Below are 24,208 nucleotides of genomic sequence, written 5' to 3'. Positions count from 1 at the left end.
TATTAGTTACTACCATAGACTTACCCTTTAATTCACAATTGGTAAAATGGCTAAAAGTATCTGGGTGCAAAGTTACAGCGAAACTATCAGATATGAAATACCATCCACAAGGCATTTGACCCCACTATAGTTTGGTATTTTGGTGAATTTGATGAAAAAATAACTGAAAGCGCCCTATAATACCAGTTCCATCAGTATATCGCAACGCTCGTAGGCATTTCCTGACAATGGAATTTCCTTGAATCCAAGTTTACGGTATAGTGAAATGGAGGCCTCTAAATGGGTGTTGCCTTCAAGGAAAATACGTTTCACATGATGACGACGGGCATAATCAAGCAATGCCTCGCCAAGTTGGCGGCCAATACCTTTGCTTTGGGCATCAGGTGATACAGCCATCTTTGCCAACTCGTGGCAGTCTGACTCCGGATGCGGCTTTAAGGCACAGCAACCAACCACAGTTTCTTTTTCATCAACTGCCAGAAATATCTGACCACCACAACCTATGATGCTCTCATCGATATGCAAGAAGGTATCGAGATCTGACTGCTCCAATCTGAAATAGGATTCTATCCACTGTTTGTTCAGTCGGATAAAGTCCTGTTTGTAGCATGGCTTGTATGTAGTGATTCTTACCATTCTATACATCAGATAACGTATTCCACCGTTTCCTCCGTAAGCAGATGATCCATGAAATAGACTATCTGCTTGCGCCACCAAGCCCAGTCGTGGGCTGAGTCGTAGCCCCAGTAGTCTATCCAGGCAGGCACGTTGAAGTCCGTACGCAAGCGGGCATCTTGTTCCAGCCAGTACTCGTTGTTCGACTCTATCCAGTCTATGCGACCATATCGGAAAGCGAAGTAGGCTACGGCACGATACACCTCATCGTAATTCTCCAGCGAGTTCACACGATAATATTCCGTCAGAGACTTCTTCAACTCCCTCTGCAATGAGTCGTATGGCGCATCGGCAATGCCCAGCACTTTCACGCCATTCTGATATAGCCATTGACAGAATTGCCAATAAGTATGCGGGAAATGGGGCGATATAAATACGAAATTCATGTTCGTTAAATCTATTTTGTGCTATTTTGGCGGCAAAGGTACACATTTTTCTGCAACTGCACAATAGCATAATGATGGTATTTACACTATTTGTAGTCTTTTGATCGGTTATCACATAGCCGTAATTCAGCATTGGAGTTTTTATACAGATGGCATTCTCTCCCTGATATATTAACAATAGAACCTTTCATACCTCTTCCAAATATCTGACTTTCTTTCCGGTCTTCTCAGCATAGGCAATTTCTCGTCTGGTACTCTCACCGATATAGCCTCCGACATTGATGACAAAGATTTCGTCAGCGAGGTCAATCTTCCGCAGATGCATATCATCAAGCATTTCCTTAGTGCCAGGTTTCCACACCTCTTCGTCACCAGAATGACCGAATAAGCCAACACTGATGACTATGAAACCTTCCAAAGTCAGTCGTTTCTGGGTTTCCAGGAACTGATCCTTGAAACGGGTGCTACCACATAGGGTAACTATCTTATAATTCTGTATCATACACTTTCAGGATTGTATTTCAGTGCATCCGACGGCCAGCCCGTCACATTTCGGCCTGTATCAAGCAGGCAGATTTCACGGAGATCCTCATCTGACAGCGTAAAGTCAAAGAGTTTGATGTTCTCAACCATTCTTTCCTTGTGGGTAGTCTTGGGAATGATGATAATATCATTCTGGATCAGGAACTTCAAGGCTACCTGAGCGGAAGTCTTACCGTATTTCTCGCCGATTCTCATAAGAACAGGATTCTTGAAGATACCATGCCGGCCTTCTGCCAGCGGACTCCAGGCTTCAAGAGCTACATTGTAAGGCTTCAGGTATTCCAGCATCTTCCGTTGCTGATAGAGCACATGGGTCTCGCACTGGTTCACGACAGGCATCACCTTTGCATCATCCACAATCTTCGGAAAGGTGTTTGGATAGAAGTTTGATATGCCAATGGCCTTGAACATACCTTGTTCATAGAGTTCTTCGAGCGTGTGCCACATGACGGTAGGATTTCCGACAGGCCAGTGAATCAGCATCAAGTCCACATAGTCAAGCCCCAACTGCTTCATGGAATGGTCAACTGTACGCAAGGTTTCCTCCTTCGTATAGCAGGAATCGCATATCTTTGTCGTGATGAACAGTTCTTCACGAGGAACGCCACATGCCCGAACAGCATCCCCCACACCTTTCTCGTTGTAGTACATAGCAGCCGTGTCAATGCTTCTATAGCCTACCGATATGGCATCTTCAACAACTCGCTGGGTTTCTCTCTCAGAGATATTATAGACACCCAGACCAACCATCGGCATCCGCAGGCCATTATTCAAAACCTTGTATTCCATAACGCTTTCCTTTCTATCAATGGTTTTAACTCTCGTTCGAAGATACCACGTTCTACTATCCTATAGTGTGGATGGTATGCCTCACGATACTCTGGAGAATGGCTGATGGCATATCTGCCGACAGACAGGATGCTGTCAATGAAAGCTTTGTCCTGCTGATAATAAGGGAGTTCAAGTTGCATCTTGTCAATTGTGCCAATAATCACGTGCCATCGGTCTCTCCAAGAATCTACAGTAGGACGCTTCTTGCTGTTTGCACTACGAATAAAGGCATCCAATAGCAAATCCTCTGATATAACAGACTCCTTGATAGTTCTGATACTGACACGATAATAATTGCTGTCTATGCCGCAAGGCTCATAGTTCCAGGGCATCAGGTCATCTATGCTGGTAGTATTCAGCTCCTCATCCAAATAAGCCTTCACCCTTTGTCTGTCCGACACAAGATGCTCTGCCCCCATGTAGTCCTGAAAGCACGACTTATACAGGTCGAGCAAACGTAACTGAGGATAAGTCTGTAGTTGCTTGTTGACGAAGCCCTTAACGCCCTGTGCCTGAATTACTATTGAACATAGGAGGCTGATGGTAATGAGTGCTATCTTTTTCATATCCCTTCTATTTTCAGCGGAGTTTTATAATGTCGCTCCAACGGGTCGTTGGATTCTTACTCCTGAAATCGTGCTTGATAGCATTGGCAAAGACTTCTGCCTTTCCCTTGCCGTTTTTCTGAGTATATTGCTGGGCACCAATGACAATGGTCTCTGAGCCGTGCATGCGGTTGATGCGGTCTATCACTTCATCGAGACGGCGCATCTTCTGAATCTGTTCGGCATTCAGGTCGAACAAGTCCTGCTGGATGGGTGAGTCTGGTGAGATACCCATCACGATGACACCTGCTTTCTTGTACTGGTAGCCCTGAATAAAGATACGGTCGAGCACGTCGTGAGCAGCCTGAACAATGGGAATCGTTGAACTGGTTGGTGTGACAAGGCGCAGTTCCTGAAAGTTCCAGTATTGTGCAAGGTCTTCACGGAAGGCATTGGTATTGACAAACACGCCAACAATAGTGGCCACGGTCTTCTGAGTTCTCAATTTCTCTGCGCAGCGGGCAGCATAGTTGGCAATGTGAGTGCGCAAGGTGTCCTTGTCGCTGATCATGCCGTTGAACGAGCGACTGGTGCAGATGCTCTTCTTCTTAGCCAGTTCTTCGTTAGGCACAGCATCTTCGCCGTTCAGTTCCTGCCAGGTACGGACGATGTTGATATTATTAAAGGTCTGGCGAACCCAGTCCTTGTGATGCTGGGCAAAGTCGAGGGCCGTCTTGCAGCCAAGTACCTGTAGTTTGGCTGCATAGCGTCTGCCGATGCCCCAGACATCCTCGATGGGACACCATTCCAGAGCCTTCTCCCGTTTGTAGTCCGTATCGATCATGCAGCAGTGCTTATATGCAGCATATTTCTTCGCCAGTTTCGAGGCAATTTTGGCTAATGTCTTGTTGGGAGCCAGTCCGATGCTGATTGGCAAGCCCACCTCTCGCTTCACGCGCTTGTGCAGGTTCTCGCCCCACGTCTGCAACCTATCCAACTCAATGCCGTCAAGATACATGAAGCATTCATCAATCGAGTAGCGGAAATAGGCAGGTGTTTCTTGTCGGATGATGCTTACAACACGGCCAGTCAACTCTCCGTAGAGTTCGTAGTTGGAAGAAAATACGGCAATCTTCTGTCCAGGGAATAACTCTGCCAACTGAAAATACGGTGTACCTTCCTTGATGCCCATCTTCTTAGCCTCATTGGAACGAGCCACTACGCAACCGTCGTTGTTGCTCAATACCACAATCGGTTTCCCCTCCAAATCAGGACGGAAAACTTTCTCGCATGAGCAGTAGCAGTTATCCAAGTCGGCTATACCATACATCGTTTCTACAGCTTTTCAAATGTACGAATCAGATGAATCACGGTTCCCCAAATCTGGAAGTTCTCAGGATCATTGACCTTGAATACTGGATAGTCAGGGTTGGCAGGACGCAGTTCAATGTAGCCGTCTTTCCGATGTGTCAGGTCAAGGAACTTCATCGTGAAGCCACCGTCCCACCATGCCACGACGATGGAACCGTCATGTGGCTCCACAGCCCTGTCAATAATCACACGGTCACCGTCCAACAGTCCTGCATCCTTCATCGAATCTCCCTCTACGTCACCATAGAACGAGGCTTCAGGATGACGGATATAGTCACGGTTGAAGTCCAGCGTCTCGTGCCGGTACTCGTCAGCCGGACTGGGAAAACCTGCCGCAACACCTGCATGTTCCAACTCCAGTTTGGTGTCAAATACACCTTTGATTATCTTAATGTTACCCATAAATCCTAATAATTCTCAAAACATTCCGCAAAGTTAGCGAAAAGTCGGCATTTATTGGTAACTTTGTGCACATATTTAATTGAATTTATGAGAAAAGCAAGTTTTATTTTGGCAGCAGCCATGTTGATGGTGTCGGCTGCGGTGATGGCTCAGCAGGCATCAAAGGTGTATCTCACAAGGGAGATTTCACCAGAGTCGTTAGTAAAAATCTATAAGGCACTTGGCGTTGAAGCCAAGGGGCGTGTGGCAGTGAAGATGTCAACAGGCGAAGGCAGCAATCCCAACTACCTGAAACCTGAACTGGTGAAAAACCTGATATGGGAGGTGGACGGCACCATCGTGGAATGTAACACCGCATACGGCAACGGCCCTGCCGACAAGAAAGACGAGCGCAACACGTCGGAGAACCATTGGAAGGTGATTGAGCGTCACGGCTTCACAAAGTATTTTCCTGTCGATATCATGGACGAATACGATGAGATTCGCATCCCCGTAAAGGATCAGACGCACATCAAGTACGACATCGTAGGCGGACACATGGCCAACTACGACTTCATGATTGCCCTCAACCACTTCAAGGGTCATCCTATGGGTGGCTACGGTGGTGCGTTAAAAAATCTCTCCATCGGCTGTGCCAGTCAGAACGGCAAGGCTTACATCCACTCTGCCGGCAAGATGGAGAAACTGGATATGGGCAAGTTGTGGACACCAGAGTTCATCGGTAATCAGGACGGCTTCCTCGAAAGTATGGCAGCAGCAGCTCAAGCCGTGGTGAACTACTTCAACAAGAAGCAGGGCATTATCTACATCAGTGTGATGAACAACATGTCGATAGACTGTGACTGTGTGGATCATCCCGAACCCGTAAAACTGGAGGACTATGGCATCCTTGCCTCTACAGACCCCGTAGCCCTCGACCAGGCTTGCATCGACATCATCAACCAGCAGAAGGTGACTGCCAAGAACGACCCTACCGATTTGCTGAAGCGCATCGATAAGCAGCATGGCACACACACTATCGACCATGCAGCCCAGATTGGCCTTGGCTCCAAAAAGTACGAACTGGTAAATCTGGATCTATAAATTTGGAGAGGTTCTTAATATAAGGGAATTGATGAAAATAGTAATATCCATAGTATGCCTGATAATGGTCACAATGTCAAGCGCATTGGCACAGCAGGCGAAAGATATAGTAAATTACAAAAGCAATATGAAGAGTTTCAAATCAACTGCGTGGCTGTTGCCACAACCTGTGCTGATTATCGGCACCTATGACAAAGAAGGTAAGCCCAACGCCATGAACGCTGCCTGGGGCGGCCAGTGGGATATGAACGAAATCATCATCTCACTCGGTTCCCATCAGACAACGGACAATCTGGCCGTGAATCCAGAGTTGACAGTAGCTTTTGCAACCGCTGAGACGATGGTAGCCTCTGACTATGTAGGCATTGTCAGCGGCAGAAACACGCCTGACAAGATGGAGAAAACTGGCTGGACTGTTGAAAAGGCTCCTAATGTGAATGCTCCTGTGTTCAAGGAGTTCCCGATGACGCTGGAATGCCGTTTGAAGCAAAAGATAGATGAGAGCGAGACTGGATACTACCTTGTTGCTGAAATCGTCAATATCCTCTGTGATGAGAAGTATCTGGCCGAGGATGGCAAACCCGATGTGGAGAAAATGAAGTTGATTACCTTCGATCCCGTTCACCACACCTATATCCAGCTTGGCAAGACTGTAGGTAAGGCATTCTCTGACGGAAAGCAACTGAAATAGAATATGTACAGTTTAAAATACAAAGTAACAACAAGCACCTGCGACAGCGAAGGAAAGCTGAAACTCTATTCCGCTCTCCAGATGATGCAGGACTGTTCAGAGATGTGGATCGACAGCGAGCCGGAAGTCAAGGCCTACTTCCTGCAGCAGAATATGGCTCAGCTGTTGGCAACCCGGCAGGTTGAAATTATCCGAGTACCTGAATACAAAGAGGAACTGAAGGTGACGACCTCCGTCTATGGCATGAAGCCCATGTTCGGATTCCGCAATACGTTCATCTACGACGCACAGGGAAATCCCTGCTACAAGACATGGAGCATGGGCGCATTCGTTGACAAGGTGGCAGGAAAACTGAAACGTGTGGACGATACAACCATACAATCAATGAAGCTGGAGCCACAGCTGGAGATGAACTACAAAGACCGCCGTATCATCCTGCCTAAGACGGAGGGTGAAGTGCTGGAGCCAATAAAGGTGCTTCGTGCCGACATCGACTACAACAAGCATCTGAATAATGCCAACTATGTCCGCATGGCGATGGAACTGTTGCCAGAGGATTTTGTGGTAAGCGGCTTACGGGTAGAATATCGGGTAGCAGCCAAGCTTGGCGATTGCCTGACTCCTACTATTTACAAAATAGCAGACTGCATCATCGTTTCCCTGTCTATAGGGAGTGAGGTGAGTGCCATCATTGAGTTTACATAAACGATGCCCAAGGAACGGAACAAGATCACCATAAAGCCTACCTTTGGTATCGTGAAGCAGCCTTCCAAGGCTATCAGCCAGCAATTGACTATTGTAAGGAACATGGTTACAAATGGTATTAAAACGAACATTAACTACTAAACAAATACGATTATGAAGAAGATTATGATTATCGATGGCGGCCCGAGAAAAAACTTTAATACAGCTGCTATGTGTGAGAAAGTTGCTGAGGGTGTCCGCTCCGTTGGAGGCAATGGTGATCAAAGCATAGATATTAAATCCCGTATTGTTTTTAGTTATTGATAAACGATGCAAAGATAATTATTATCCACGAAAAGCACAAAAATATCTCCTTTTTTTCTGCAATAGCGTGTAAAATAGAGGATTATTGAGTATCTTTGCAGCAATTATTACAAGGAAGCGATGAAGAAAGTACGAATCACAGCCATGCGCCAGACGGTCTATGAAGACCTGATGGCACAGTACGAGAACCCGATTGAGCACACCTGCGACGTCAGGGTGGGGCAGCAGTGGATATCCATCGACGGTCAGCAGCCCGAGGGTATGTGTCCTTCGGCTTGGGGTTCCATGCGAGAGTTCGTGGAGTCGCTGGCACGAGGCGAGGGCAACTTCTACGACGGATGGATGAAGAACCCGATGAGTGCGATGATTAGCTGCAACGACGGCTTCCGTCCCTTCAGCTTCTATATCGAGGTAGTGGAATGAATACCTACTTTTGATTAATCTGCTTTTGCAAGCTATATCAGGTGCGCAATACTTAAAACACTCGTTTTTAGGTATTGCGTACCTTATTTATTTGCCGTACCTTTGCAGCGATGAAAACAACAATGATTCCCACAGAGATGAAGGTGCTGATGAACCACATCTACGAACTGAATAAAGGTGTGCGACACATGGTGCTGTTTACCTGCAAAAAGAAGTATAGCGAACAGGCCATACAGCGACTGGAGAGTCAGGGCATCCCCTACCTGCTGCAGCCTGCTGGTCAGCAGAACCTCAACGTGTATTTTGGACGGCGTGAGTGTCTGGAGGCCATCCGACTCATCGTCACCCGTCCGCTAAACCAGCTCACGCCCGAAGAGGACTTTATCCTTGGTGCCATGCTCGGCTATGACATCTGCGCACAATGCGAACGCTACTGCAAACGTAAGCAAGGCAAGTGCGAATGTAAGGGCAACTGCGAAAACTGTATCAATGGAAATTAAACCACGCGCTCGGCCTTTGGTCGCTTGCTACCGAAGGGACGCAAGAATTTCTCGAATTAAAGAATTGTAATATGAACGCAACAATTGTAATCTATGGTTCCTCGACAGGAACCTGCGAGGCCATCGCAGAGAAGATCGCCTCGAAACTGGGCTGCGAGGCCCTGAACGTACAGGACCTGACAGCCGACATCGTCAGCGCCAACCAGAACCTTATCCTCGGCACCTCGACATGGGGTGCAGGCGAAATGCAGGATGACTGGTACGACGGAGTGAAGACCCTCAAAGGTGCCGACCTTAGCGGTAAGACCATCGCCCTCTTCGGCTGTGGCGACTGCTCATCGTACAGCGACACCTTCGTAGGTGGCATCGGTGAACTCTACAACGGTATTAAGGATAGCGGTGCCAACTTCATCGGCAGCGTTGAGACCGACGGCTACACCTTCGACGATTCCGAGGCTGTCATTGACGGCAAGTTCATCGGTCTGCCTCTTGACGATATCAACGAGGACGACAAGACCGACACCCGCATTGAGGCCTGGATAGCCGCCATCTCTCCAAGCCTATAATTACAGGTAATAATTTAGCAGTATTTGTTTAGTTTAGTATGAGGGCTTGCCGTGAGGTTAGCCCTTTTTTATTCAGTAGTGATATACTTCGAACTGAATATGGTGAGGACTACAACGATGACGAATACCGCGAGGATGATAGTCATTTCACGAATATGGTTCATAGGATCAACCCATATCTCATTGAAAAATCCATTACGCGCCATGATTTCCACGAAGGTCCAGAATACGATGACGGTAGCCAGCGCATAGCGTATGTTACGCCCCCAGGTGGCTGATGAGTCCGTCCACATACCCCGATACTTTTCCCGATATATAGTTTTTTCATCATCTTTCAACTTTCATCTTTCAACTTTAAAACAGCTCTATCCCCAGTCCTATCATGACGTTGGTGCCATCGGTAATAGGGGCGTTCAGATAGTAATAGTCAGGCTTGTAGTTCAGCAGATTGTCAACCGTCAACGACACCTTTGTTCTATTCCAAAGCCGTCCTACCAACATTAGTTTCCACAGACTGTATGCCGGATAGTGTATCGTTGTTGTTCCCTGACCGATGTCATAGTAGTCGCGATATTCCTCGTTGTCTACCGCTGACAACAGTCGTCCGCTAAGCGTAGCGCTAAAGGCATAGTCTGAAGAGAATGCCTTGTCGACACCCACTTCCAAGTTCAGTGCATGAGGACGGGCGGGTATATACTGATTATTGACAGTGTTGCCATCGCTTTTGGGCAGTCGCTCCTTGGTGAAGGCATAACCCACCTTAGCCGAAACGATGTTCCAACGGTAGCGCGCCGTCAGGTCAGCGCCATAGACGGAATAGGTCTCCAGATTGGTGTATGACAGGTAGAGCTGACCGTCCTGCGGGCTGCGATAGTAGGGGATGCCCGTACTGATTTTATCCTTAACGCTGTTGTAGTAGCCCATCGCCATCACGTTGAAACGTCCCTTGGTAAATTCTACCGATGCATTCAGGTTGTGACTCACCTCTGCCTTCAGGTTCTCGCTACCCTCTACAATCCAGATGCCCGACATGTCAAACTCGTAGTATTTCTCCTTCAGCGTAGGTGCACGGAATCCCATGCCGTAGCTCATTCGGAGGCTCACATTTCGTTTGGGCTGATAGCGCAATGACAGCTTGGGTGTAAGTCGCGACAGATTGTCGTCAGAGAAGTAGTCGTAGCGCAGAGCTCCCACAACCTCCCACTGTCGGCTGATGTTCCAGTCGTATTGTGCAAAGGCATCGGCTGTTGTCTGGCGTCGCGTACCATCAGTCAGTTTGTCATTCATCAGGTAGTCGCGCATCATGTCGCCACCCAGTGTCAGGATGTCGCCATTACTCATAGAATGGCTGTAGAGTGCACGGACGCTGTTCTGCACATTGCTATAGGTGCGTATGTCGAGGTTCTGCGAGCGTTGCAATGTTGATTTGTCGTACTGATCAAAAGCGTATGACAGTTCGGCATAGTCGTTCTTAGTGATGTTCCACTCGCCTTTTATGCCTGCCGAGAAATCGCGGTATCGCTCAGGTTCGCTGGGTACGCGGGCGACTTGCCGAAAATAGTAGCCTGCGTGTGCCGAGAGTTTCAGTCCGTCGGCAGGACGCAGCATCAACTTGTCTTTCACGCTAACCACACGGTTACCATAGACCTCGCTGAACACCCGTGTGGCAGGATTCGCCTTGCTGCTGACCTTATAGTTGTCTATATCGCTGAAGCTGGCAGAGAGCGTGTTAGCCCAGTGGCTGCGGTTCATGCTGAAAATGCCGCCATAGCGCTGACTATTGTGACGCCCCCACCGAGCATCGAGATTCAGATTCCTGGATTTTGTGCTCTCCTTGGTAATGATGTTCACCACACCACCCTCGGCATTGCTGCCATAAAGTGCGGAAGCAGCTCCCTTCACTATCTCTATGCGCTCCACGCCTGCCATTAGCAATCGCGAAAAGTCAACATCGTCCATTGTCTCGCCAGCCAGCCGTTCGCCATCTACGAGAAACAGGATGCTCTGCCCGCCAAATCCCGAGAAGTTGAGGTGGGTCTGTTGGTTCATGGCGTATGAGAACTCTACACCTGGCATTTCCTGAGTCAGCAGGTCTTGAATGTCGGTAGCATCGGTGCGCTCTATATCCTTACTGGTAATGACACGTGTTGCTACAGGGGCATCGGCCAGCGTCTTGGGTGTACGCGTACCCGTCACCACAACCTGCGAGAGAGCTATGGTGTCGCGCTCGAAGTTGTGCAGTCGATTGTCGTTATTTGCATAGACGCCTATCGGCAATGCGCAAGCGAGGAGAAGGGCCGTATTCTTCATATCGGATATTTGTATTCTATTGTCAACTGACACTTGCGGTTGGTAGTGCCAATATAGTTCTTCAGGCGTATGGCGGCATATGTGCCGTCGGCCAAACGAACGATGAACACATTGCTATTTAGGGTGAAGGCAGGGGGCATAGGAGGAATGTCCAGGCGGAGCCATTTACCCAACTCGGTGTTGATCTTGATACGCTGATTACCTACAAGGCCCTGCAACATACGGTCCTGCACGGTCCATACATCGGTCTGGTTCCATGTGTCGCACACGAAGTCGATGGTAGAAAAGACACTGTGACTCCCCACCTTGCTAATGTCGGTAATAGAGGTCTCAAGTGCTGCGCCGCCATTGGTCCTCACATTATTGCGATGGAAGGCCAAATCCCAGTGTTCGGGCTCTGGCTGCTGTACTGTGGGATAGTTTTCGCGAAGCTCAAAATTCGAGATACCCTCGCCAAAGACGTCGTACCAGTAGGTGAAGATACCTGTGCTGTCAGCATCGTAGCTGTCGGCCTTTTCCATCGGAATACTATAAGTGGTATAAACCTGCTCAAGGTTCTCGCCCTTGTCGGCAGCCTCTTTCAGGGCGTGCAGGTCAATATAGTGCCATTGCGTCCAGTCGGAGGCATCGATATAGATGTCGCCTGCTGCAGGTGTTGCAGGCTCGTCGTATATGTCGTCAAAAATACCGTTACAGGCTGTGAGCATCGCCAGGAGCCCACAGCCTATAACAGTCTTTGTCTTGCGAATAATGTTCGCCACTTATTATTTAATAAGGTATTTCTTGCCGTTTCTGATAACCAATCCCTTGTGGCCTTTGACTACGCGCTGGCCGTTCAGGTTGTAATACATATTGATGGCACTCTTTTCCATCGTGATGCCCTCAATAGCTGCTGGTGCAGGCTCAGGGAATGTTGAGGTGATGGGGAAAGGCATAGCGCCAGGTTTGAAGGCATTGACGATTTTGATAGCCTTACCTTCGAACACTACCAGGATATTATTAACGTTGGCAGCACTCAGGGGATAGTCAGCATCCATTCCAATACCCTTGAAGTGCATGGTCAGCCCGTCCTCGTGATAGTCACGATAGTAGCCACCCTTATTGCTGTCCATCACCAATCCCCTTACGGTATAGCCGCCAGAGGTGATGTCGCCTATGGTGGTATTCTTCATGTCGAAGGTGGGCACTTCAACATCGACCTTTGTGGTCTCACCATCAATATAGGTACGCACGTTATAGGTCACGCTCTCCACAGAATAGTCCTTATCAATAAACACATGCATTCTGTCTGTCCATGCCTTCACATAGAAACCGTCAATCTCATAGGTGAGGTCGTGTGGCATCTGGCCGTACTTGAACTGAATCTTCAGCTTGACGTTATAGATACCATTGTCGTGCGTAAACGTGCCCAACAGGATTTTACCTGTGACAGCCTTTCCATCTGTAGCCGTAGTGGTAAATTCCTGCTCATTCCACGTCACGCCTGCATAGCCGCCTTCGAAGGTGGTTTCCTTAATGACAAAAGAGGGTATGACAGCCTGGCGTCCGCCCATGTCATAGGTCATCGAAGGAATGGTGAAGTCACTACCAGCATAGACAATGGTGTCGCTCTCTACATTGACAGTAGTGGTAAGAACGGTAAACGAAGCCTTACCAGCAAACTTCATAGCGCCATGCTGGGCCATTGAGTTGGAAACAAATGCCACAAGGGCAAATAGGAGTGTAAAAATCTTCTTCATCTTATATATTTTATAAATTACTACTGATTTCGGGGTGCAAAGGTACACATTATTCTCGACCTGTGAAATCCTCATTTTTGAGGATTTTCACTAAATACCCACTTTAGATTAACCTGCTTTTGCATGACTTTGAAGGTGCACAATGCTTAAAAACCTCGTTTTTAGGTATTGCGTACCTTATTTATTTGCCGTACCTTTGCAGCCAGTTATTTATTGCAAACGATTATGGCAAACATTTTAAAATCATTTTTCAGTCAGTGTGCACGACCAGAGGGAGCACTTGGACGTGTGATGCTGAGTTTTATGAATTACACGCATGCCCCGCTGACAAACTGGGGACTGAACCTTGTGGATGTACAAGACGGATGGACGATGCTCGATGTGGGCTGTGGTGGCGGTTTTACCATTCGTCGACTGCTTAAACGGAGTAGGGGAGCACAGGTCTATGGCATCGACATCTCTGAGGAGAGCGTGGCGAAAGCCAGGAAGGTGAATGCCGAAGTGCTCGACAAGCAAGTCTTCATCACTCAAGGTTCTGCTGAGAAGCTACCCTACGAAGACGGGAAGTTCGACCTCGTAACAGCAGTCGAGACCGTTTATTTCTGGCCCAACCTTCCTGACTGTCTGCAAGAGGTGCGTCGTGTGCTGAAGCCCGGTGGTAAGTTCGCCATCTTGGTAGAGGTGGTCGATAGCGATTCAAAGTGGACCAGCGTTGTGGAGGGCATGACAGCCTACTCGCCGGATGATCTGAAAAAGCTGCTCGATGATGCCGGCTTCACCCAGACGGAGATTCATCGCAAGAAACCAACGTATGCCACGATTATCGGTGTGAATAAATAAAAGATGTGTTTTCTCAATAAACACCCTCACCATCAAAGGTCCTGCTACGGAAGAGGCCATCCGTGCAGCCGTTGAAGGTATCGGCTATACGTTTAAGGGACGGAGCAGCGAGAGCCGTTAAGCTTGCTAAAACGGCCGAGTCGTTACTGAGCTCGACAAACTCAAATGAAAAGCCTGATTATTTCCAAACCAACTGAAAAAAATAAGAAGAAAAAAGAAAGAAAAAGGAAGAAAAGTTTGGAAGATAAGCGAATTTGGGCTATCTTTGCAGCAGATTATTTAAAACAAGGATGAATGGAGATCATACTGAACGATTACCACAAGAAGGTAAATGCCGAAATGAGAACGAAAGTGGAATACTGGAAGAAGCATCCGCTTTCGCGCAGCGAGTCCTTGAAGAGATTGAGGCTCTTGCGGGAACAACGGCTTGCAAATCTGTCCAACTGGTAAGGCTCAAGAAGTGGGCTCAGGAACAGGGTTGCTGGTTTGAAAATTGTAATCAGTTTGGTGACTTCTTTGATCGTGGTTCTGAAAACGAAGTATATCTATCTCCCGATGGTACGGAAATTATTAAGTTGAACGATTTCCGTTATTCCGATGACAATCTCACCCCTTTCTTCGAACGCATCAAAGCGCATAACAAATACTTTGATGCTTGTCCATATCGCATGGTTGGCTTCGCTGAAAACAGAGATGGAAATGTCTGCGCTGTCCTTGTGCAGCCATTTATTGTTGAAGCCCGTCTTGCTACGGAACAAGAGATTCACGACGAGTTTATCCGTCTTGGCTTCCATGCAGAGGACGATGGCGGATATTACACCAACGGCCAGCATGATATCTTCGATGCTGTAGATGGCAATGTACTCATTGATGCCGAAGGACACCTGTATTTCATTGACACTATCATCTTCCGCTCAGGAACGGGAGGTCAGGAAACCTACCAGAGCCTGTCGCCGAGGGCCAGCAAATAACCCAGCATTATTTACGCACATCAGAAATACTCAATAAAACATTAAATCCCAAAAATAAAGCACCCTCATGTTGTTTGGCATGAGGGTGCTTCTTGTCTGCTTTCCTACTTTCCGCATTGCGCAAACAAAAATCCCCTGCAAGTATTTGCTCGCAGGAGGCTTTTTAAAACTGTCATCTGTCATTTGTCATTCGGCTTGTCTATCCTACGGAAGATACCACCACCAACTCTCTCAATGTGACCACGGCTAACCCATTGGTTCAACATGACGTTTGTGCCTTCTTCTTCCTTACCATTCTTAATTCGGATAAGAACAGCATCCTGATAAGTGAATGACCCATCTTCCTTGGTCGGAATCTGTTGAAGCAGGTTTGCCGGTCCACGACGTGATGTCTTCACTTGACTATCAGCATGGCGAATCATGTCGCCAAAGAAATGAAGTTTCAGCCAAAGATCGTAGTGCAGACTCCATCGACAGAAACCCTCAATGGCCTTTTCCCATTTCATGCCGTTGGCCGCATAAAGAAGACATCCTTTGCGAAAAGTTGCCACCAACGCCCTGCGACCCAAGTTGTTGAGCACATCTTCACCTGACTGCACCACGAAGTCGTCGAGTTCATCTTTCAATCGTTTAGCCATATATCGCGCTTGCCGACAGTCTATCTCTCCGTGTACCTGACGCAGATTGTTAATGTAAATCTTCAGCTTCGCGTCGTACTTCTCGTCATATTTTCCATGAACAGGCATAGGTGCTCCGAGACCACGATCGGGCACAGTTGCCAACGTGAGCCGGCTGATTGGACCATCAGTCATGACATTGCGAAAGTAGTAAGCTGCTTTACTTGGCGTTGTCGAGGCGTTCCAATTGATGGACAACGGCCCTTGATACGTAACGCTCTGACTACCGACACGTTCCTGGCCGAATGGGTTGTCCTCGTCGTCTGTCATCTTCATGTAAGTGAAGGGACAATTAGGTCCAGGCTTATAGCCTTCAACGGCAAACCATTGATCAAGTTCTACCATACGCGTATGGACAATATTGCCCTGTGAGTCGGCCATCAGTTCCGATAGTCTGGCCTTGGTGATATCAGCAGCTACGCTTTTTACAGCCACGTTGGGACGCTCGGGTTTGTCTTGGTTTTGGTTTCTGCGGTTACACTCCCGCTTATATTTTTCCAGAACGACTCGATTAGGCCCATCTTCCAGTTTCTGTGGCGTCTCCAGATGCTTCAGCATGTGCTTGGTGCTGCTGTCCTTGCCGCCACCCGTTCCAGCTATAATCAGACAGTTCGCACGTGGTTCGCGAAGGGTGTTGTCTGTGTAGACAAAGCTGGCATCACAGTACATGCCCAATGGAGGGAACATAGCCTGAGCAGCTGTTTCCTTAGCCTCGATGGGTACTGGGCCTGTAGCGTCCTTGACAAAACGAGGCTTCGCACTATTCGACAACTGAGGTGGGGTAGGATTGCCGTAGATGTCGGCAAGCGATGCAGTGTCGCCATAGATGACCTCAGAAGTTTCTTCTTGTATATCAATCTGAACAGTCGTCTTTATCGGACTGATTTTTCGGCTGGCGGCAAATGTCCGACGTTGAAACTGCGTCAGCTTCTGACTATCATCGGTGTACTTGGCATAGAAATCGACCACCAACTGAAGGAACTCTTTCTCCTGGCTATACGCTGATGCCATTTCTTGCATGACACCGATGAACTCGTCTTGTGTCAGCAACTGAGTAGCACCTACCGACAGGATGGATTTCACCGCGTTATGCCGACCACCCACTTCGTTCAAGTCGTTTACCGTGAGTCCAGCCTCCTTTAGACATTCTTTAACGATGAAACGTGTACGGTCGTTGGCTGCCACCACTTTTATTCCTGTCGGCTGAGCAGTTGTCGCTGGGATGGTAGTAGTCTCTGGTTTCTTCAACGGACGTCCATCCACATCGAGACCGCGCATCAAGAATGCCTCACGACGCTCTTTTATTTCCTCGTCGGACAATGGTTGCAACCAACGCTCTGAGCGGTAGACCTCATCACCAGTCATGTTGATGTAACGTTCGGGAGTGGTACAGCTTTCGTCGTATGGTACACCGATTTCATCACAGAAAGCTTTCTGTGTTTCCTCGATGGTCTTGCCTACTGGCATACGGAGCCAGATGTGGCACTTTTTACGTGGAGAATATTCGATATACTCCACCATACCCTGAAACTCAGAATACTCGTCCGTGTTCACCTCCAAAGCTCGTTTGATGGCATGCTCTACCAACGATTCCTCATCGATGTCGGGGCATGTTTTGAAAGTGAACGCCTCAGGAATGATGTCGGCCTGGGCGCGATGATTGTTGCGGAACTGCGAGTAGTGCGGACAGATGGTTGGCAACTGGTCCTTCATTTCCTCCTTACCCTCGTCACGAATCTCGCTGAGCATGCTTGGCAGGTCCTCACGTTCGAGCATCCCCAAAATCTGCTCAGCCGTACCAGGCTCAGCATAACCACGATGATACTTTCCTAAAACCTTACCCGTCGTATTGTCCTTCAGACGGGGATTCATTGCAAAAATTGCTTTTGATTTATCCATAATATTTTTTTTAAATTTTCTTGCTGCAAAGGTAATCAAAATAGTAATACGATGCTTGTTTTTAATCGTTATAACTATCTGATTTATAAGAGTTTATAATTTTAATACTTTTTTGTGCTACAACTTTTATGCTTCTTTTTCTTGACTTTCAAGATATTCTAACATCCTGTATATCAGAGTATTAAGTGATCTATACTTTAAGTTGAAATCGCTATGTTCATTTGAAGCGAGATATCGAATGAAAACAGACATCTTGCACTTCAAACCGTTTCCCTTTCCAATCCTTAAGAGGAACCGCGCAATAATAAGCACAAACTCAGCCTTACTGATTAGTTTACATTCGAAATAATTGAGATGCTTCCAGTCGATGGCGTCAGGATTCCGAATATAAGGGCGAATGTCCTGAGAAAGTTTTTTCAGTTCGTTGTGATACTCACGCTTCACCAAGTCAAACACTCGAGTTCTTGCTGTAAACTCCTGTTTGGACTGTTTAGCCGTCCTACGCTGCTTTTTTGTTTTTGTTTTTCTTTTTGTCATAGTTTCGCAGCGACGCAGTTAGTGCAATCGCTACGAAACTCGTAGAACAACCGTGCAGAGGTTTACCGCTCCTTTTACAAAGGTACGTGATTTTTATACCGGATGCAAGGGCATCATTAAATTACTGGTAAAAAAACTAAAACGGTATTTCTATAGATACAATAATCCCCCTGATTCTAAATAGAAACAGGGGGGCATATGAATCTTATTTCGAGGAAATCTATGGTTCCCCTTTAGAACCCTTCCGGGTTTGGGCGCAAAGATACAAATATTTTTTGAAATATCCAAATAACTGGTACAATTCCTTAATAATTAAAACTGTCATCCGTCATTTGTCACAGATTACCTCCCAAAGGGAGGTAAATTACTATTCGCTATTGATTCGTCTTTTTATTTCTCATAGTTTATCTGTTTCCTTTCGCTCTGTTATGCGTCTTGCACAACATCTGGCAATTGCTGATGTCTGTTGCACCGCCCTTACTCCAGGCTGTCACATGGTCGGCATCCATGTCCTTCAAGTCCCAAATCTTTGTATGATTGGCATCGTGGCCAATGGCACATAACGGACAATTACTCTCGCCCTTTTCTTTGGCAGCAGCCGTCTGCTGAGCGTATACAGCCTTCTTAGTGGGGTCATCGAAAACTCGCACATTCAGCAGCTTTGTGTTCTGGCATCCATCAAGAATATACTCATAGATACCCTTCTTCTCCTTCACGTAGAAACTCTCGTAGAGTTCCTTCACTTTAGTTGCTACTGCCGCAGGGTCGTAGGCCGTTTTGTGGTAACGTTCATATAGTTCGCCCCATTTCAGCCCACACATTTCCTTCTCTGGGTTAAAGTCAAATACTGAGGTTATCCAGTCGATGACGCTGGTGAAGTAAGCCTTCAACTCTGTGATATTGTTGTCGTACCGGTGAGTGGCCATATAGTCTTCTACATGCCCCTTGCTCACCCAGTCGAGTGCCGCAGCAAGATAGTCCTGACGCTTGGCTGTGCCAGGAATAAAGCAACTCCATTTATTAATATTGGTATTGTTGGAATTACTGAACTCTTCCTTGGCTTTTGTGACGAATGGCCCACTGTATACGGCATTGAGTGTCTCTTGCTGATTCAGCGGAATACCAACGATGTTGATAGTGCGGAACCAGTCCTTGATTTCCTTCTCCGTTCCTTCACAGACGTAAATAAGAAGTTTGGTGTTGAGGAATTTCATCTGCTCGTCAGGATTCAAGGCAGAGAAGTACCAAGGCCGTCCATCTGCATCAATCCATGCAAACTTTTCCGTAATGAAACGCCCCAATGAAGTGATGCGCTGCTGACCGTCCAATACCTCATACTTATCCTCACCTACCTTCGAGAAGTAGATTAGTCCCAGCGGATAGCCGTTGCGAACGGACTGAATCACATCCACCTCCTTTTTGCCGCCATTCTCAGCATAGAGATAATGGCGCTGGAACTCTGGCTGAATAGTCAACTTACCTGAAAGACCATACAGGCCCTTTCCTTCGTATTCGTTGTACTGGAATCCTTTGCAAATGTCGCCAATGGTCCAGTCGGTGATGAGTGTAGGTTTCATATCAGTTATTGTTTTTTGCGGATTAATATTCGAGAATATGGCTTAATAGGCATTCCGTTTTCCATGTAGAAAAGCTGACCATCTCTCAGACTTGGATTTAGCTTCTTTAATTCTCTATCGAATGGTTTTAAGCCCAATTCTTTACCAGAATCACCTTCTGCACATCCTATTATTGTAAATTGCTCTGGGCAATACTTATCAATAAATGTTGTAGGAACGCCCATCTCACCTTCGTAGTCACTTGGGATGGCATCCGTGAAAGGAACATCAATTGCATCATAATTCTCATAATGAGGATATCCTTTCTCCTTTACATCCTTATGAGGACTGAATCTCAGATTGTCTTTCATAGTCATTAGTTGTAAGGGTTCATGGCGTCTTCCGTGGTCCAAATTGGTAAACCAAATGACACCCATGATATTCTGAATGATATTGCCTCGCTCGTCGGTATAATATTTTTTAACCTTGCTTGGATCAAAAGTTCCTTTAGGCATTATCATGTTCATTCCACCACCAAATCTTTTGTTTCCTGTCCAGATCTTATTGTCTCGGATAAGAGGAAATACCTCCTTGTAGTGAATTGCATTGAAATTCCCTAAGATAAGAAATTCTTTGTTTGCTTCAACAATCCATGTCAAAAACTCTCTGAACAACGAGAAAGGTGGATTGGTTACAATGATATCAGCTTCATCTCTTAGTTTACAGACCTCCTTACTGCGGAAATCACCATCACCTTCAAGGTAGCGCCATTCCAAATCATCAATATCTATGCGACCATTCTGATTGGTATCATGCGTCAGTTCGAATATTTTTCCCTTAATACGCGTCTTGTCAATATCGAACATTGGACTCTCCGTTTCAAAGAGCGTAGGCTGATAGTTCTTGTACTTCTTGCTCTCCACAGCATAACTCGTACTGATGAGACGCTTCAGCCCCAACCGTTCGAAGTTCTGAGCAAAGAAACGAGTAAAGTTGCTCCACTCTGGGTCATCACATGGTAGGAGAACCACCTTGTCACGAAACGTGTCAGGGTTATACTCCAGATAGGCATTTATCTCCTTCTGAATATCCGCATACTGAGTATAGAATTCGTCGTTCTTCGCAGCCTTCGCTGCACCGAGATTAGTATTGTTTGCCATAGATTGATAGATAATAGTTCTCAGCACCAACTATCAATCACTCTTGCCGCTGGACATAAAAAAGGCGTGATGCACCTTTTGCGTTCAGCTTTGAGGCAGCCTCGGAACGGAAACCCCAGCAATCTTAACAAGTATGCACCACACCGAAGTGTTAGTGCATTCAACTATACAAGATTGCTAAGACATTCCTATCCGAAACATCTTATCACATATTATCTCTGTGCGTTGTTATTTCCAATAAGTTTCCGAGGCTTTTGGCTGAACGCGAAATAATAGCGAATGCTTTCTGTTAGTCCGGATTTCTCCCCGAACCGTTTGCAAAGATACGAAATAATTCTAAATGCACAAAAGAATAACAAAGAAAAAATGGAAGTAACTGTGACAAATGACAGATGACAGTTTTAAAATAGGGGGGGGAGTGGGCAGATTGATGTAAATTTATCTATATTAATAATTGTATATTTGTACTATTATTATATTATTTGGAAATAATAATAGAGTAATAAAAATAACATAATTCATAATGACGGGGGTGATAGGGCTTGTTTCGAAACTGTCATCTGTCATTTGTCACAAGCCTCTGTCCTAAACCCCAAATTGTACTGCAGAAAAGACAAGTGCACAACGGCGCTCGAGCTTGCCTCGCTTTCACCAAGCGAAACGACTGAAAGAAGCGCATCCTCTGTGCACCGATAACCTTGCCTTATTGCGGAATAACGCTGCCTTATTGCGCAATAATGGTAGGTTATTTGCATCAGGAAAATATTTCAATAAAAACTTGAAAAATAATTAGGTAAATATTTGGTTATTTGAAATTTATTTTGTAACTTTGTATCGTTGAAATTGAAGAGTGAAGAGAGAAAAGCGGGAACGGGCCACCCGGTGTAGCTGGTCCGAGGAGATTCTAATACCATAAAAAACACACAAAAGGTATGATTGAACTGTATCTTTCAAAGGTGTCTGAAACCAGCCAATCGGAGCTGGCAGGCAAGATCTACGCTCGCGTAGACTACAAACAAGAGTTGTCCATAGAGGACATGGCTCATCACATGGCTGAGCACAACACGTCGTTTTCGGAGGGTACCATCACCGGTATTCTGATTGATTTCGTGAAGTGTATCCGTGAGCAGGTGCTGATGGGTAACACCGTCAAAATCAGGAATCTGGCCATCTTTAAGGCCACCGTTGAGGCTAACGCCCTGGAGACGCTGTATGACGCACGTGTCGACAAGATGGCTCAGGCTTCCATCGGTGCACTGGCGGAAGGTGCGAAGACTGGCGCTGCCGTGAGGACCATCAAGCTGCTGGCTCAGAGCACGGGCGAGTTCACGCGCGACGAGCTGAACAAGGACGTGAAGCTGGCATGGACGGACAAGACCAAGGCAGAGATTGCTGCTGCCAAGGGAACAACGTCTGGTGAGTCTGGCAACAGCGGCTCTAACAGCGGCACCCAGAACGGCGGTCAGAATGGTGGCAACACCGGAGGCAATACCGGCGGTGGTGACAATGGCGGCGGTGGCGGCGACGACGATGACAACATGAACTGATGGAGCAGCGAGAGCAGAATGAAGCTCGCTTCGATTCTGCCGAGTCGTGACATCGGTCGACCGAAGGTCAGCTGATGGGTCGCCAGAACTCAACAAAAGTTAAATCCCAAGGCACTTTTCGGTGCTTCGGGATTTTTTTGTATATTTGCAGCGGAATTACCAAACAAAGACTATTATGAGAAAAGCGTTATTCTGCCTCATGGCAATGATGGGCGTGCTGACCCTTTCAGCGCAGTCAAGTATTTATGATTTCAAGGTAAAGAATGATGTAGGAAAGGAGGTTTCGCTCTCTGACTACAAGGGTAAAGTATTGCTGATTGTGAACACAGCCACGCGATGCGGATTCACGCCTCAGTACAAGGACTTGGAACCGCTCTACCAGAAGTATCATGCTCAGGGCTTTGAGATTCTCGACTTCCCCTGCAACCAGTTCGGCCAGCAGGCTCCTGGCACGATTCAGGAGATTCACTCGTTCTGCACGGCCAACTTCGATATCCATTTCCCGCAGTTCGACAAGATTGATGTGAACGGCGAGAATGCTCATCCGCTCTATACGTGGCTGAAGGCACAAGCTGGTGGTGGCGACATCAGGTGGAACTTCACCAAGTTCCTCGTAGGGCGCGACGGCAAGGTCATCAAACGTTATGAGTCACGTGATCAGGTTGCTGCCATCGAGGCCGACATGCAGATGGAGGTGAATCCCGTGCTGAGCAACATCATGGCGCGTCGCTCCATACGCAAATACCTCGACAAGCCTGTGGAGCACGAGAAGCTGGAGGCTGTCGTGAAGTGTGGCATCAATGCCCCCAGCGGCATGAACCGTCAGCCGTGGATTGTCCGTGTGGTGGAAGACCAGAAGCTGATTGCCGATGTGAACCAGGCTGCTGACAGGAGCTTGTTCTACGATGCACCTGCACTTATCTGCGTCTGTACCCCTGCCAATGGCGGCGGCGAACTGGATGCAGGCTTGCTGGGCGAGAATATGATGCTGGCAGCACAAGCGTTGGGACTTGGCACCTGTTGTCTCGGTGGTCCTGTGCGCTTCCTTGTCTCGAACGAGAAGTGTAAGTTCTTCCTTGACCGTCTCGACATTCCCGCTGACTACAAGCTGAACTACATCCTCGCCATCGGCTACCCAGACGAGCAGCCCGATGCCAAGCCTCGCGATGCTTCGAAGGTGAAGTTTATTAAGTAATTACTTCCCCTTTCTGAACTCTCTGGGGTTCATGCCTTTCATCCTTGTGAAGAAACGGGTGAATGAGGCGGTCTCTGAGAAGTGCAGGCGGTCGGCTATCTGGACGATGGGGAGTGAAGTCTGCTGCAACAGGTAGGAGGCCTCCATGAGAAGCATCTGGTTGATGTAATCGACGACGGTGCGGCCTGAGACCTCTCGGACAATCTGTGAGAGATAGCGCGGCGTGATGCAGAGTTGTGAAGCATAGAAGGCGACGTCGTGATGCTCGGCGAAGTGGATGGGCACGAGACGAAGGAAATCGAAGAACAGCTCCTCTATACGCTTGGGGAACCTGCGCTCGCGGATGGTGCGTTCCTGGATGGCGTTCAGCTCAAGCAGAAAGAGACCGTATGTGGTGCGAAGGCACTCGCTGCGAAAAGGATGGTCGGCCGAGAAGAGATAACGGCGGATGATGCCCATCAGTTCCATGAGGTGGAGGTTGTCGTCTTCCGCAAGAGTCAAGCGCGGTTCTCTCAGCTCCACCACAGGCAAGTAGGCGGCACGGATGGCATCGCGCATCGTCGGCGACTCGAAAGCAAAGTCTTTGTCGGCTACCAGGCAGATTCCGCGATAGTCTTTGGAGATATCTATGACGCTTACCGCCATCCCTGGGGTATATATAATAAGGTCATCTTTAGTGAAGTGAACCTCGCGACCATTGAATAGCATCGTCATCCATCCATGCAGCACGATGGTGTAGCCGTAGGCGGCAAT

The 24,208-nt window shown here is 47.4% G+C and carries 28 protein-coding genes and 1 pseudogene; 13 read left to right on the top strand and 16 right to left on the bottom strand.

The window, feature by feature from the left end; genetic code table 11:
* Window positions 1–174: 174 nt before the first annotated feature.
* The 7 genes from Q0R57_RS13120 to Q0R57_RS13090 all read right to left on the bottom strand — a co-directional run bounded on the left by Q0R57_RS13120 (window position 175) and on the right by Q0R57_RS13090 (window position 4,753).
* Entirely contained in the window at window positions 175–636 is a 462-nt protein-coding gene (locus Q0R57_RS13120) for a GNAT family N-acetyltransferase (protein ID WP_294748554.1), read from the bottom strand.
* Between the two features lie 8 nt (window positions 637–644).
* Complete coding sequence (locus Q0R57_RS13115; protein ID WP_294748551.1) at window positions 645–1,061, bottom strand: hypothetical protein; 417 nt, start codon at window positions 1,059–1,061, stop codon at window positions 645–647.
* 187 nt (window positions 1,062–1,248) lie between these two features.
* Window positions 1,249–1,563, bottom strand: coding sequence for a hypothetical protein (locus Q0R57_RS13110; RefSeq protein ID WP_294748548.1), 315 nt, complete (start codon window positions 1,561–1,563; stop codon window positions 1,249–1,251).
* Window positions 1,560–2,393 (bottom strand): aldo/keto reductase, encoded by an 834-nt coding sequence (locus Q0R57_RS13105; RefSeq protein WP_294748543.1) that lies wholly within the window; start codon window positions 2,391–2,393, stop codon window positions 1,560–1,562. The genes Q0R57_RS13110 and Q0R57_RS13105 overlap by 4 nt, the downstream gene beginning before the upstream one ends.
* Window positions 2,375–3,001, bottom strand: a complete 627-nt coding sequence (locus tag Q0R57_RS13100; protein WP_294748540.1) for a hypothetical protein — start codon at window positions 2,999–3,001, stop codon at window positions 2,375–2,377. Before Q0R57_RS13100 ends, Q0R57_RS13105 begins: the two co-directional genes overlap by 19 nt.
* 13 nt (window positions 3,002–3,014) lie before the next feature.
* Window positions 3,015–4,310: a Y-family DNA polymerase gene (locus Q0R57_RS13095; protein ID WP_294748537.1), complete on the bottom strand. Its 1,296-nt coding sequence runs from the start codon at window positions 4,308–4,310 to the stop codon at window positions 3,015–3,017.
* A gap of 5 nt (window positions 4,311–4,315) precedes the next feature.
* On the bottom strand, window positions 4,316–4,753 hold the full coding sequence (locus Q0R57_RS13090; protein ID WP_294748534.1) for a LexA family transcriptional regulator: 438 nt from the start codon (window positions 4,751–4,753) through the stop codon (window positions 4,316–4,318).
* Window positions 4,754–4,840: 87 nt separating this feature from the next.
* On the opposite strand from Q0R57_RS13090, the gene Q0R57_RS13085 reads away from it, so the two are divergent.
* The 8 genes from Q0R57_RS13085 (at window position 4,841) to fldA (ending at window position 9,024) form a co-directional block, all read left to right on the top strand.
* Window positions 4,841–5,836, top strand: a complete 996-nt coding sequence (locus Q0R57_RS13085; protein ID WP_294748532.1) for a DUF362 domain-containing protein — start codon at window positions 4,841–4,843, stop codon at window positions 5,834–5,836.
* Between the two features lie 127 nt (window positions 5,837–5,963).
* Entirely contained in the window at window positions 5,964–6,527 is a 564-nt protein-coding gene (locus Q0R57_RS13080; protein WP_294748529.1) for a flavin reductase family protein, read from the top strand.
* A 3-nt stretch (window positions 6,528–6,530) separates the two neighbouring features.
* On the top strand, window positions 6,531–7,232 hold the full coding sequence (locus Q0R57_RS13075) for an acyl-ACP thioesterase domain-containing protein (RefSeq protein WP_294748525.1): 702 nt from the start codon (window positions 6,531–6,533) through the stop codon (window positions 7,230–7,232).
* A gap of 3 nt (window positions 7,233–7,235) precedes the next feature.
* Window positions 7,236–7,373, top strand: coding sequence for a hypothetical protein (locus Q0R57_RS13070; protein WP_294748522.1), 138 nt, complete (start codon window positions 7,236–7,238; stop codon window positions 7,371–7,373).
* A 12-nt stretch (window positions 7,374–7,385) separates the two neighbouring features.
* On the top strand, window positions 7,386–7,535 hold the full coding sequence (locus Q0R57_RS13065; RefSeq protein WP_294748519.1) for a hypothetical protein: 150 nt from the start codon (window positions 7,386–7,388) through the stop codon (window positions 7,533–7,535).
* A gap of 120 nt (window positions 7,536–7,655) precedes the next feature.
* Complete coding sequence (locus tag Q0R57_RS13060) at window positions 7,656–7,958, top strand: TIGR04076 family protein (RefSeq protein WP_294748517.1); 303 nt, start codon at window positions 7,656–7,658, stop codon at window positions 7,956–7,958.
* 110 nt (window positions 7,959–8,068) lie between these two features.
* Entirely contained in the window at window positions 8,069–8,458 is a 390-nt protein-coding gene (locus Q0R57_RS13055) for a DUF2023 family protein (RefSeq protein ID WP_294748515.1), read from the top strand.
* A 71-nt stretch (window positions 8,459–8,529) separates the two neighbouring features.
* On the top strand, window positions 8,530–9,024 hold the full coding sequence (gene fldA, locus Q0R57_RS13050; protein ID WP_294748513.1) for a flavodoxin FldA: 495 nt from the start codon (window positions 8,530–8,532) through the stop codon (window positions 9,022–9,024).
* A gap of 68 nt (window positions 9,025–9,092) precedes the next feature.
* Here the strand turns inward: fldA and Q0R57_RS13045 are convergent.
* From Q0R57_RS13045 to Q0R57_RS13030, 4 genes and pseudogenes are all read right to left on the bottom strand, one after another.
* Window positions 9,093–9,299 (bottom strand): annotated as a pseudogene (locus tag Q0R57_RS13045) (hypothetical protein); the annotation flags it as partial.
* A 79-nt stretch (window positions 9,300–9,378) separates the two neighbouring features.
* Window positions 9,379–11,334 carry a TonB-dependent receptor gene (locus Q0R57_RS13040; RefSeq protein WP_294748511.1) on the bottom strand — a complete coding sequence of 652 codons (1,956 nt, stop codon included), beginning with the start codon at window positions 11,332–11,334 and terminating at the stop codon, window positions 9,379–9,381.
* Window positions 11,331–12,095: an HmuY family protein gene (locus Q0R57_RS13035; protein WP_294748509.1), complete on the bottom strand. Its 765-nt coding sequence runs from the start codon at window positions 12,093–12,095 to the stop codon at window positions 11,331–11,333. The genes Q0R57_RS13040 and Q0R57_RS13035 overlap by 4 nt, the downstream gene beginning before the upstream one ends.
* A 3-nt stretch (window positions 12,096–12,098) precedes the next feature.
* Window positions 12,099–13,073, bottom strand: coding sequence for a hypothetical protein (locus Q0R57_RS13030; protein WP_294748507.1), 975 nt, complete (start codon window positions 13,071–13,073; stop codon window positions 12,099–12,101).
* Window positions 13,074–13,298: 225 nt separating this feature from the next.
* Here Q0R57_RS13030 and Q0R57_RS13025 point away from each other — a divergent pair, with 225 nt between their 5' ends.
* The 3 genes from Q0R57_RS13025 (at window position 13,299) to Q0R57_RS13015 (ending at window position 14,884) form a co-directional block, all read left to right on the top strand.
* Window positions 13,299–13,913, top strand: coding sequence for a class I SAM-dependent methyltransferase (locus Q0R57_RS13025; protein ID WP_294748505.1), 615 nt, complete (start codon window positions 13,299–13,301; stop codon window positions 13,911–13,913).
* A 165-nt stretch (window positions 13,914–14,078) separates the two neighbouring features.
* Entirely contained in the window at window positions 14,079–14,207 is a 129-nt protein-coding gene (locus Q0R57_RS13020) for a hypothetical protein (RefSeq protein WP_294748503.1), read from the top strand.
* On the top strand, window positions 14,204–14,884 hold the full coding sequence (locus Q0R57_RS13015; protein WP_294748500.1) for a hypothetical protein: 681 nt from the start codon (window positions 14,204–14,206) through the stop codon (window positions 14,882–14,884). The genes Q0R57_RS13020 and Q0R57_RS13015 overlap by 4 nt, the downstream gene beginning before the upstream one ends.
* A 179-nt stretch (window positions 14,885–15,063) precedes the next feature.
* On the opposite strand, the gene Q0R57_RS13010 is transcribed toward Q0R57_RS13015, so the two are convergent.
* The 4 genes from Q0R57_RS13010 to Q0R57_RS12995 all read right to left on the bottom strand — a co-directional run bounded on the left by Q0R57_RS13010 (window position 15,064) and on the right by Q0R57_RS12995 (window position 20,713).
* The gene (locus tag Q0R57_RS13010) at window positions 15,064–17,460 is read right to left on the bottom strand and encodes a hypothetical protein (RefSeq protein ID WP_294748498.1); all 2,397 of its coding nucleotides are present in this window, start codon (window positions 17,458–17,460) and stop codon (window positions 15,064–15,066) included.
* 126 nt (window positions 17,461–17,586) lie between these two features.
* On the bottom strand, window positions 17,587–17,997 hold the full coding sequence (locus Q0R57_RS13005; protein ID WP_294748495.1) for a hypothetical protein: 411 nt from the start codon (window positions 17,995–17,997) through the stop codon (window positions 17,587–17,589).
* Between the two features lie 404 nt (window positions 17,998–18,401).
* Window positions 18,402–19,574, bottom strand: a complete 1,173-nt coding sequence (locus tag Q0R57_RS13000) for a DUF262 domain-containing protein (RefSeq protein ID WP_294748493.1) — start codon at window positions 19,572–19,574, stop codon at window positions 18,402–18,404.
* 5 nt (window positions 19,575–19,579) lie between these two features.
* Window positions 19,580–20,713, bottom strand: coding sequence for an adenine-specific methyltransferase EcoRI family protein (locus Q0R57_RS12995; protein ID WP_294748490.1), 1,134 nt, complete (start codon window positions 20,711–20,713; stop codon window positions 19,580–19,582).
* 932 nt (window positions 20,714–21,645) lie between these two features.
* Between Q0R57_RS12995 and Q0R57_RS12990 the strand changes: the two genes are divergently transcribed.
* Complete coding sequence (locus Q0R57_RS12990; RefSeq protein ID WP_294748487.1) at window positions 21,646–22,260, top strand: hypothetical protein; 615 nt, start codon at window positions 21,646–21,648, stop codon at window positions 22,258–22,260.
* Between the two features lie 175 nt (window positions 22,261–22,435).
* Entirely contained in the window at window positions 22,436–23,455 is a 1,020-nt protein-coding gene (locus Q0R57_RS12985) for a nitroreductase family protein (RefSeq protein WP_294748484.1), read from the top strand.
* On the opposite strand, the gene Q0R57_RS12980 is transcribed toward Q0R57_RS12985, so the two are convergent.
* A partial coding sequence (locus Q0R57_RS12980) for a helix-turn-helix domain-containing protein (RefSeq protein ID WP_294748481.1) occupies window positions 23,456–24,208 on the bottom strand: 753 nt, incomplete at its 5' end.

The organism is uncultured Prevotella sp. (assembly GCF_946407605.1).
GTDB lineage: Bacteria > Bacteroidota > Bacteroidia > Bacteroidales > Bacteroidaceae > Prevotella.
This window is presented reverse-complemented; position numbering and strand designations above follow the sequence as displayed.